The organism is Pseudomonas sp. MWU16-30316, assembly GCF_020515645.1.
Taxonomy (GTDB): Bacteria; Pseudomonadota; Gammaproteobacteria; order Pseudomonadales; family Pseudomonadaceae; genus Aquipseudomonas; species Aquipseudomonas cerasi.
On the sequence record NZ_JAIZAZ010000005.1, the window covers coordinates 479123 to 489625 of the forward strand.

Here is a 10503-nt window from a genome sequence, read left to right on the forward strand (position 1 = left end):
ATCCAACAGCGCGCCATCTAACAAACCTTGCCGAGCCGACACCTTAACGTCTCGGAGTTTCGAGTCATGAACTGCTCCACTCGACATTGATCCTCGTCAAAACAGCCGAACTTGTAAACTGTCGATATTTGATGAGGGGATGGGAATTTTTTCACCGCACGACTGTTTTGCCGACAACATAACCAGCGCGAACTCAGCCCTGGCTAGCGATAACAGCTTTCCACATAATTCATGGCAGCCTGGATGGAAGCCACCGTGCGCAAGTCTTCATGCACACCGAGCCAGACATCGACTTCCAGCGGAGCCGACAATTCCACCCGGCACAGACGATCATTACCCTCTACGGCAAAACTGGGCAGTAACGCGATACCCACACCGGTTTCCGCAGCACGAATTTGCAACTCCACCGTTTTGGCCTCCAGCACAAAGGGTCGATCACCGACGATATCCCTCAGCCAACCATTCTGATTGTCACTCATCAGTTCATTGTCATAAGCAATAAACTCATAATGCTCCGGAGGGCGTTGCTCCAGATAAAAACGTGCGCAATAAAATGAAAAGGAAGCTGTGCCAATCCGCCGCGCGACAATGCCGCTTTCAACAGGTTTGGAAAACCGTATACACAGGTCAGACTGGCAACTGGATAACGATGAATACTGGTGATCGCCCAACAAGCGCAACACAATTCCGGGATGCATCGCCCGAAACGCCCCCAACTGCGGTACCAGCTTCTCGACCGCCACCGACGGCGGCGCACTGATGGTCACCTCCACACCCTGCACCACCTGAGCCGCAACCGCGAGACGGCCAACAGCCTGAGTCTGCGCCTCGATCTGTCGCCCGATCGCCGCCACACGCCGTCCCTCATCAGTCAGTTCATACAAACGCTTGCGACGGTCGACAAGCTTTACATTCAGAGACCTTTCCAGCGAAGCGATACGACGCGACACAGTGGCGTGCTCCACACCCAGCATCCTTGCAGCGCCACTCAGGGAACTGACCGTGGAAAACATCACGAAGTAACGCAGGTCCTCCCAGTCAAAACAGATCCTGGGTTTTCTGAACAGGTTGTTAACATCAAAGGAAGCCGATCCATCCACTGGAGTCATTGTCATCCAAGCCTTATCCTTATGCGGTTCGTGCGAACAGGTAGTTTTGTTATGTTTTAAACCGGGTATTGGCAGATGCTTAGAACGATAAGGATAAGGCTGACAACTTCCTCAGGCCCGGACAGCGAGCGGGTGCCGCTGGGTAGTTTAGTTCATTGGCGGGTGGGTATTGCGGAGAGGGGGTCGGATGATTTGGGACGGGGGTGTCCGGAGTGGGGCTTCGCTTAACAAACATTAAAATAAATATGGGTATCGCCGGGCAGGATACCCCTGCAATTTAATCTGCGGGGTAGCAGTATCAAAGCCAGCGTCAATTGCACCACCTGTCGATTTTGCACCAACTACCCTTTAGGAGATATCTGCCTCATCCGGTTCGACGAACCTTCATTGTCCAACCCCTTTTAAAAATCCCCTCAAGCCTTCCTTCGTCATGGGAAAGCTAAAGGAAAAATTCTGACTTACATTATCAAAACTACCGATTCCAAGCTTATAGCTTTCTGGGGATGCATAGCGACCTGTCAAAGTGCTTTTTTCTGCACCTTTGGACTGAGCATAAGCAAGCATTTTCCTCAATGGCCTTGCTAATTCAGCAGCCCCATCAGCACCAACGCCAATGACCCCTTTCGAAGTCCCTATCGCAAACTCATCAAATGTTATTTCACTTCCGCTCGTAATGACTATTGGAGAGTAGATGGTTCCCAGGCCATCAGCTGCATCAAAAGAAACCTCACCTAATTCCTTAGGTATTTCTTTTGAACCAACACTACTACCGGACACTTCAAGTGTTCCTTACTCACAGCAAACGCGACGTGCTTACCATCCCAACATACTATGCGCCGTAATCACGTAGACATCATGCACGGCCTGTTCCGTGCGCACGAATTCAGCCGCTACTCGGTTGTTTTGTTCGGCCGTTCTCTGATCGACTGGGGGATCAATTCCGTCCCAAATACAATCCAACCGAGCCTCAAATCCAGGGGCATGCCAAATGCCTCCTTCGATTCGAGCGACCACTAACCCGCGCTGTGCAGCGCGTTCACAAATAGCAACTGCTGCATCGGCTGAGACCTTCATCACAACGCTTCCACCAAGATTGAAGAAGTCATCGGATGAGTCGTAGCGCTGCTGAAGATCAATGATCATTTTTACTTCCACTTAATTCGACTATCCGGAATCCAACCTGGGTCATTTTTGCCGCTTATCTGCACGACTTCGCCAGTCCGGTCATTAACCACAACATACCCGCTCTTTGAGCCATACACGGATGCCGGATCATTTCTCGCCAGTCCATCTGGCGTCTTCGACGCAGATCGGTTGTCAGCAGTAGTTCCCACTGGCCCTTCATCAATGACGCCCTGGACCTCTTGCTGGGTCCACCCTCGAGCTTCAAGTTGACCGTCAATTTTGCCGTCAATAGTAATTTTGCCCGTCTTTGTGGCGTATAATCCTTCCGAAGCGGCCTCTTTTGCACTCGCAATATTTCTCTCTGCTTCAACCAACCCAGCAAGATTACCCCCTGCCTTCGGCTTGAGTCCATTGCTGGTCTCTAAATAGAACGTGCCATCCGCAGCCAAAACCTCTGTATTGCCAGTCTTGGTATTGATAACCCGGCGATAACCTTCCGGCAACCCCCCCGTTTCATTGAAAGCTGCCCCGACCGAACCGCCTTCACGATAGCCTGCTGGTAGAGCGGCTTTTTCTGCGGAAACTAAAGCTCTTGCACCGCCCCCCAGCTCTGCCAACGTCTTTGCCCGATTGGCTGGCAAGAAGTTCAGCGCGAACTCAAGATCACTTTTCGCACGAATAGCCGCACTCGCCGCCGTGTTGCCCTGCATATCGTAGATGGTCGCCATGGCCTCTTTGGTCTGGCTTGCCTCCACGCTATTCATGAAGGAACCCCACGGGTTCTTGCTCAAGCCCATTAGACCATTGGCGGCCTGCTCGCTAACCCCGGCAGGATCACTCATAAGCGCCCATGCCGAACCGAAAGAATCCGACAACGCGCTGCCGCTACCTTGGGCAATCCCGGCTAAAGTGCCGGAAAGGGAACTCAGAAAATCGGTGTTAACCGCAAGGTTTTTTTGGTAAAAATTAGCGTATTTGTATCCAGGATCACCTGCGTACAACCCCTGCATGTTGACTGCGTTGATCGACGCATCCGCATACTCAGCGGTGTGGGTATTGCGATAGTCGGTGATGAGCGCCACTGTTTCTGCTGGCGTATAAGATTTACTCCCGGCCGCTACAGGAACATCGCCTACCGCTGCATAAGTATCAGCCAAAGGCGAAAGCGCGATACCCAGATGTTTCAGCGTCACAGCATCGGGGACGACACCGTTCTCTGCGAGTGCACCATTCCAGTTTTTGTCGGTGTAATAAGCCAATGCCTGTGCTAGGCGTTTCTCGGCCTCGGCCGGGCTGATGTTGGCTTCCTGAGCCAGGCTTGCGGACTGTTTTTCCAGCAGTGGTATTTCGTTCGGGTGCAACTGTCGGTTGTATTGATCTGCCATGGCCGAAACCCAGGCAGCTTTCTCGACATCTCCACCTGCCAATCCTGCCGCTGCCAAGCCGACGATCTGCGCAGCCGCCTGACGATACTCTGGGCTTGCTTTGAATACATCATTCAAGGCACCTGCCATTGCTTGACTGGCACCAGCGGCAACGGCGCCAGTGGTGAAGTCGCCGCCGGTTGCAGAGGAAACTGCGCCCCCCATCAAGGCATGCAAGGTTGTTCGGCCTATACCACCTTCAACCCACATGGCCTTTCCTGTTACATCCCCGGCTGTAGTAGCTTCAAGGAGCTTCTGATCTGCAAAACTTCCGACCTGATAAAACCCTATGGCCGCAGCTACGTTGCCTGCCTGACTGACCAATCCGTTAACCAGATTGCCACCCAAGCTACCGCCGTTGACCGCAGTATTGATAGCCCCCGAAGCCAGACCTTGCGCACCGGCATGAACCGCAAAGCCACCCACGCCTCCCCACGTGGATAGATCGAACCCCTTGGTCAGATTGTTGAATGGCTTAGTACTACCGCCCAGTTGTGGATCAATGACGCCGGCGGTGAATCCCGCGGTAAGGCCTGAGATGGCAGCGCTTTTTAAGCTATCGCTACTAAACGTATCTTTTAAGGCTGCCCCCAGATTGCCTTTGTTGTTGATCGTGCTCACAACACCCTGAGCAGTTATTGACGTTAGACTGGCAACAGCAGCCGCGTTTGCCGCAACACCGATCGTTGCAGCCGTTGTCCCAGAAATACCAGCAGCGAGTGCTGCTCCGTTAGCAGCAGAGCCTGCTGCCGCACCCGCTGTAGCGAATGTCCCAGCCCCGGCCGTCAACACCGTAACGACAATAATGATCGCCAGCATTGCCCCTTGGCCGAGGCTTGAATTGTTGTACTTGAACGAATCATGTACCTCTTTGATCTGACGCCAATCCACATCACCGCGCTGCTCAGCATCCTTAAGCCACGCCAGTTGCGGGTCGGCCTTGACCATTGCATCAATAGTCTGGCTAACGCTTTGCTGGTCGACTTGTTTGATGTCGATTTTCAAGCCTTCAACAGCCCGGATCGCTACTTCGCCTTTGGCCACCAGCTCGCTCTGGCGCAAGGTTTCGTCGGTGTTGCCCTTACCTTTACTCGAATTCCAGGCAAGGTCACTTTTGCTCTTCTCGTGACTCTCCTGATGCAGGTCCTTCACGCCCTCAAACGTAACTGCACCACCACTTTCAATCGTCAGGTCTTTACCGCTCTCCAGCTTCGCGGCCTGATACTTCTGATCGCCTCCGCTCGACAGCAGCAAATCACCACCAGTGGTAATTTCACTGCCGATGTTTTTCACATCAGTGATTTCGTCACGCTTGGTTTTCTTCGCCCCAAAACTCCCCTTCTTCTTTTTGTCATACAGCGAATAATCACTGTCCTGCGCAGCCAAGATGTCGAGGTTTTCACCGGCAACCAGGTACGCCTCTTTACCCGGAGTAATACGGCTGGAGATCACGGAGAGGTTCTGGCCCGCATGCAAGGTAACGCTGCCTCCCGCGTCAAGATCAGAAGAAACCTGGCTGACGTGGTCTTCCTGACGGGTCAGTTTTTTGCTTTTGGACAGGGAGTGTTCTTCGTCCGCCGCAGAGCTGATGGTGAGGTTTTCGGTCGCGGCCATGGCGATGTCGCGTTTGGCATCGATCTGGCTGGCGATGACGGAGATGTCGCGTCCGGCCTGAACGGTCAGGTCGCGTCCTGAACTGGCGGTTGAGCCCAGTTGGGTGATGTCGCTGCTGTTGTGTTTGCTGTCCGAGAACAGGCTGTTGGTGACTTCGGTCGGGGCGATGGTGACGTCGCGTCCGGCCTGGATGGTCATGTCACGACCGCTTTCCAGCACGCTGCCTTTGTTGATGACGTGGCGGCCTGCCGAGAGGCTCATGTCGTTGGCGGCTTCGATGCGCGCGGCGCTGTCGGCGAACTCGTTGTGGCGCTGACCGCGTGCACTGTTGTCCATCGAGGTGACGCTGCGTTCGTTGATCACGTCGCCGTTGATCGCGGTCAGTGAAACATCGCGACCTTTGATGATGCCGCCAGCGGTGTTGATCAGGTTATTGCCCGCGAGCAGATCGAGCCGGTTGCCGGCTTCTATCAGGCCGGTGTTGATCAGGTTTTTTGTTGCCTGCGACTGCCGAGAGGTTGTTGGCGGCGTGCAAGCTACCGACGTTGTCGAGGTTCTGGCCTGCGATCAGTGAGACGTCGTTACCCGCAATCAATGCCCCGGTCGGGCCAAGGCGATTGTCGGCCTGTGCCAGATACAGAAATTCGTTGCGCAGATGCTTGATGCCCTGATCGCTCAGGCCACGAATAAAGCGCGCAGCAAAGGAAGGGAAGTTTTGCAGTAAGCAGATAAAACAACACCGGCGCAGGGCCGGTGTCAAATCGAGGCTGGGATCTACAGATAAACAAGCACCCTGAGTTTCCGGAGATACTTATTAACTATTTCGATTTAATATATCCAGAAGCTTTTCAAATGCTTTAGGGACAAGATCTTTTTCCTCTGGAGAAAGCAAAATATTCATGACCTGCTCATCACAAGCACAGTCATATATATCAATACCTATTCAGCCTTCAGACCAAAATTCTACGGTCGCCAGCGTGTTAAAGCCTTCCAGCCCTATCCGCTCAAGGTTCCCAAAATCCCCGCTGGCGAATGCTGAATACTCTACGGCGTAGCCTTTCAATAGAGACTTAACTTCTTTATTAAACTGAAAAGCATCCATAACCCCTCTCACTTACTATCTAGCACAGTAATATTTTTTACCTCAGGGAGATGTTCCCCACCCTGTTTATTAAGAAAATATTGCTGGGATTTACTTGCGTCCAGACCAATCATTTTATACCAGCCTTCCTTACCACCCTGCAACAATCCACTACTTGGAACATCAAACTCGACATAGACGAAACCTTTAGACGCAGCCCCTTTAAAATCAGCGGCACCGTTAGTTCAGATAAAGATTTGCCCGCCGCCTCCCTGAACAATTTTGTTACTACTTTGCATCTGTGCCAGTTCATCAGGAGACATCCATCTCCCGACACTAGTCATGCTTACATCATTAATAGTTTGGGTTTCGCCAAGCTTCAATGCGGCATTAGCAGTTCCTTTTGCACCAACTCCCCCTGCCAAATGGAAATTTAAACTTCAACCTCCTGAATTACTCCCACCGCCGGTTTCAGCTTAATAAAATCCAACCACGCTGATAGTGCTGCTTCAAATGAGTCGATAGTAATTAGTTCGTAGTAACTTTCATCATGGAGCGAATAAATTTTTACATATTCTTTAGTCAATTCAGCCCCCCAGGCATCGCGACTCCAGTCTACAAAATCAACCTTAGCCTCCTTAACTGATCTTGTTCTGTCCAGCCCCTCATCCAACCACGGCACGGTGTCTAAAAATAATTGACCGCCATCATCAGTTAATAGGCACGCTAGCGGGCTAACGCCATCTCTGTTGATCATGTTTGAACTACAAACCGGCGAAAGAGCTCCTGCTGACTCTTCCCATGAAAAATGCAATTTCATTTTATACACCTAAAGCTTTGGATATACGGTAGTTTTCGGGCTTATATATCCCTCTACCTGGACACCGCTAGGGGTTGTTCCAGTCCATTTATTTCCGACAACTGTTCTATTTTGGAAGGCTCCATCCACTTCAACTTTTATTCGATCTGCGGTCCAAGAATCGGGAAATAGTGTAGAAATGCCTCCATTATTCGTCTTGGGCAAGAACTGCCCTGGATTGGCTGGATCTGCCACCTGAATCCTAGCGCTATAAACACCTTGCGCATTCGGTATCGAAGCTGTCCCAGGGATCACTTGAACATCCCCCGTCACTGTTGAGTGCCCACCAACAACATTCCCATTTGGTTTTACTTCAGCACTCAGTATATGACCATCAAAATCAATCGGGGAATTAACTTTGCTTACAGATAGTGACGCCTGTGCATTGAGATCAACTGTGCCATTTGGAATTGCTTTTGCACCTGCCCCGAAAGCATCCAGAACAAGTTTACCAGCTCCTCGCAAAATAATCGCCTCTGCGACCGAAGCAGCAGCGTTGATGGTCATCGCCGCCAGCGCACTTTCATCTGGCGTTTTGCTCGCCGGGTTGAACGAGCTGAGTACCCGTTGTCCCTCGGTTGAAACATAAGGCTGAGTGATAGCGCCAGCAGACTCTGCTGCGTTGTTAAACGACAAGGTTGCAAGACCGCCAAGGGCCGCAGGAGCCAGACAGCCTATGATAGAAGCACATCCTGGCAGGGTTATGACGGCTCCTACCGCTGAAGTCCCTCCAATGTAGGTGTTCACGCTGGTATCAATGACAGCACCGGTTCGCGTAACCGCCTCATCATGCCGAGTGATAAAGTCGTCAGCGCTGTCAATGTAGCCGTAGTCAAACTGACCTGTTGCCTTGAGATCAGCCAGCTCACGGGTATAGCCAGCTCCCTTGGCTTCCAGAGCTTTCAGTCCTTCGTAGTTTTTATCCGAAGTAGGTACAGAGGCGCTGCAATGGACCAAGGCGCACGCAGCGGCATCTAACCTTTCGGCACGATCCGGATTTTCATTACGCGCTTTTTCAAGCTCCATCGCAGCCGGTTCATGTAACCCCTTGTTGTATTGCGTAGCGTTCCTGGCTACCCAACTACCCTTCTCAATCGAGCTGGCATCAGCGTCTTTCTGAGTGGCCGCAGCCAGAGCGCCGACTATCTGAGAACTCATGGTCAGAAGGTTTTTATTACCGTTGACCAGACTATTCAGGTGTCCAACCAAAGCTTCGTTAGCTCCTGCAGCCAACGCTCCCGTTCTGAAATCTCCGCCAGTGGCCTTTGATAGCAGACCTCCCACCATCGCGTGAATGATGACCTTGGGAGGTGTACCTTCCGCAAAATTGCCGTAGGTATAGTCACCCACTGCATTGAAACTCGCTGCCGCCAAGGTATTGAACAACGCAGTCTTGAGTGCATCACTGCCACTGCCGCCGTTGCCAAGAGCACTACTCAGCAGCGCTGACGTCCCGTTCTGCAGAACCTGATTACCAGCAAACTGACCCACGCCTTCCCAAGTCGAGAGCTTGGCTCCAACAATCTTGCCGGTGTTCGGATCACTATGAGTACCCGTCCAACCATCAAAGTACGCAGCCGTCAGACCCGCCGTCACTCCCGAGATGACATACCCTTTTATGGAATCGGAAGAAGTTACATCTTTAAATACCGCCCCAAGGTTCCCACGGTTATTAATAACGCTGACCGTTGCGTTGGTAGCGGCACCCGCTGCAACAGCACCTGCGCCCGCAGAGAGGAACGCTGCAGTGTTGGCACCCATAGTACCTGCCGTTACTGCTGCCCCTGTGGATGCACCTACCGCGCCCATTGCCATAGGCCCCACAACAGCAGCCATGATAATCGCGATGATAATTTGCGAGGCTGGACCAAGACCCGAGTTGCTGTACTTGAAGGAGTCGTGAATCTCCTTCACTTGCCGCCAGTCCACGTCACCGCGTTTTTCAGCATCCTTGAGCCAGGCCAGTTGTGGATCGGCCTTGACCATTGCATCGATGCTCTGGGTAACCGTTTGCTGATCAACCTGCTTGATATCGATCTGCAGTCCATTGACGGCTTTAATGGTTACTTCACCGGCGGCAACCAGTTCGCTCTGGCGTAAGGTCTCGTCGGTATTACCTTTACCTTTGGAGGAAACCCAAAAGGCGTTGTTGTCACTCTTCTCGTGACTCTCCTGATGCAGGTCCTTCACGCCCTCAAACGTAACCGCACCACCACTTTCAATCGTCAGGTCCTTACCGCTCTTCAGCTTCGCAGCCTGATACTTCTGATCGCCGCCGCTCGACAGCAACAGGTCGCCACCGGTAGTAATTTCGCTACCGACGTTTTTCACATCGGTCACTTCGTCACGCTGGGTTTTCTTCGCGCCGAAGCTGCCTTTTTTCTTCATGTCGTACAGCGAATAATCACTGTCCTGCGCAGCAAGAATGTCCAGATTCTCACCCGCAACCAGATACGCCTCTTTCCCAGCGGTAATACGGCTGGAGATCACGGCCAGATTCTGCCCTGCCTGCAAAGCCACACTGCCGCCCGCTTTCAGGTCCGCAGACACCTGGCTGACATGATCTTCCTGCTCGGTCACCTTCTTGCTCTTGCCGTAAGAATGCTGTTCATCAGCCGCCGAGGACAGGGTCAGGTTTTCCGTCGCGGCCATCGCGATGTCGCGCTTGGCGTCGATGCTGCTGGCGATCACGTTGATGTCGCGGCCGGCCTGGGCCGTCAGGTCGCGCCCGGCGCTGACCGTGGAGCCCAGTTGCGTGATGCTGGAATTACTGGAGTTCGCGCCGCGTGTCTGGCCGTTCTCGGTCTGGGCCGAATCGATAGCGACGTCACGGCCCGCAGAGATGCTCAAATCACGACCAGCCTGCAACACGCTGCCGGTGTTTTTCACATCACGACCGGCTTGCAGGGACATGTCGTTGGCCGCTTCGATGCGTGCCGCGCTGTCAGCAAAGTCCTGCCGCCAGGTCGCATCATCCGCAGCGCTCTGATGGCTGGTCACCGTGCGTTCGTTAATGACATCGCCGCGCAGGGCGGTCAGTGTCACATCACGTCCGGCGATAATGCCCCCGGACTTGTTGATCAGGTCGTTACCTGCCAGCAGGTCAAGACGGTTGCCAGCTTCTATCAGGCCGCTGTTGACCAAGTCATTTCCAGCAGCAGCCGACAGATTATTGGCCGCACGCAAGGTGCCGACGTTATTCAAATCCTGTCCGGCGATCAGTGAAACGTCGTTACCCGCAATCAACGCCCCGGTGGGACCAAGGCGATTGTCGGCCTGAGCCAGATACAA

At 52.9% G+C, this 10503-nt stretch carries 7 protein-coding genes and 1 pseudogene; all 8 read right to left on the bottom strand.

The genetic code is table 11. The annotated features are described in order from the left end of the window. Positions 1-203: 203 nt before the first annotated feature. Entirely contained in the window at positions 204-1115 is a 912-nt protein-coding gene (locus LCH65_RS18880; RefSeq protein ID WP_096107320.1) for a LysR family transcriptional regulator, read from the bottom strand. Positions 1116-1493: 378 nt separating this feature from the next. Next, positions 1494-1886 (bottom strand): hypothetical protein, encoded by a 393-nt coding sequence (locus LCH65_RS18885; RefSeq protein ID WP_128775112.1) that lies wholly within the window; start codon positions 1884-1886, stop codon positions 1494-1496. Positions 1887-1922: 36 nt separating this feature from the next. Next, positions 1923-2252 (bottom strand): colicin immunity protein, encoded by a 330-nt coding sequence (locus LCH65_RS18890; protein WP_226439708.1) that lies wholly within the window; start codon positions 2250-2252, stop codon positions 1923-1925. A gap of 2 nt (positions 2253-2254) precedes the next feature. Then, entirely contained in the window at positions 2255-3619 is a 1365-nt protein-coding gene (locus tag LCH65_RS26345; RefSeq protein WP_345945910.1) for a colicin E5-related ribonuclease, read from the bottom strand. Beyond that, positions 3602-5912: pseudogene (locus LCH65_RS18900) on the bottom strand (DUF637 domain-containing protein); the annotation flags it as partial. The gene LCH65_RS26345 and the pseudogene LCH65_RS18900, both read right to left, overlap by 18 nt. A gap of 303 nt (positions 5913-6215) precedes the next feature. Next, entirely contained in the window at positions 6216-6374 is a 159-nt protein-coding gene (locus LCH65_RS18905) for a hypothetical protein (protein ID WP_017279623.1), read from the bottom strand. A 412-nt stretch (positions 6375-6786) separates the two neighbouring features. Further along, positions 6787-7173 (bottom strand): DUF5376 family protein, encoded by a 387-nt coding sequence (locus LCH65_RS18910; protein WP_032623183.1) that lies wholly within the window; start codon positions 7171-7173, stop codon positions 6787-6789. A 9-nt stretch (positions 7174-7182) separates the two neighbouring features. Continuing rightward, positions 7183-10503, bottom strand: a 3321-nt coding sequence (locus LCH65_RS18915; RefSeq protein WP_226439709.1) for a DUF637 domain-containing protein, incomplete at its 5' end; no start/stop codon positions are given.

Bases quoted from the DNA above. Each gene is read 5' to 3' on its own strand.
- LCH65_RS18880 (WP_096107320.1), bottom strand. From the start codon at position 1,115: ATGACAATGACTCCAGTGGATGGATCGGCTTCCTTTGATGTTAACAAC.
- LCH65_RS18890 (WP_226439708.1), bottom strand. From the start codon at position 2,252: ATGATCATTGATCTTCAGCAGCGCTACGACTCATCCGATGACTTCTTC.
- LCH65_RS26345 (WP_345945910.1), bottom strand. From the start codon at position 3,619: ATGGCAGATCAATACAACCGACAGTTGCACCCGAACGAAATACCACTG.
- LCH65_RS18905 (WP_017279623.1), bottom strand. From the start codon at position 6,374: ATGGATGCTTTTCAGTTTAATAAAGAAGTTAAGTCTCTATTGAAAGGC.
- LCH65_RS18910 (WP_032623183.1), bottom strand. From the start codon at position 7,173: ATGAAATTGCATTTTTCATGGGAAGAGTCAGCAGGAGCTCTTTCGCCG.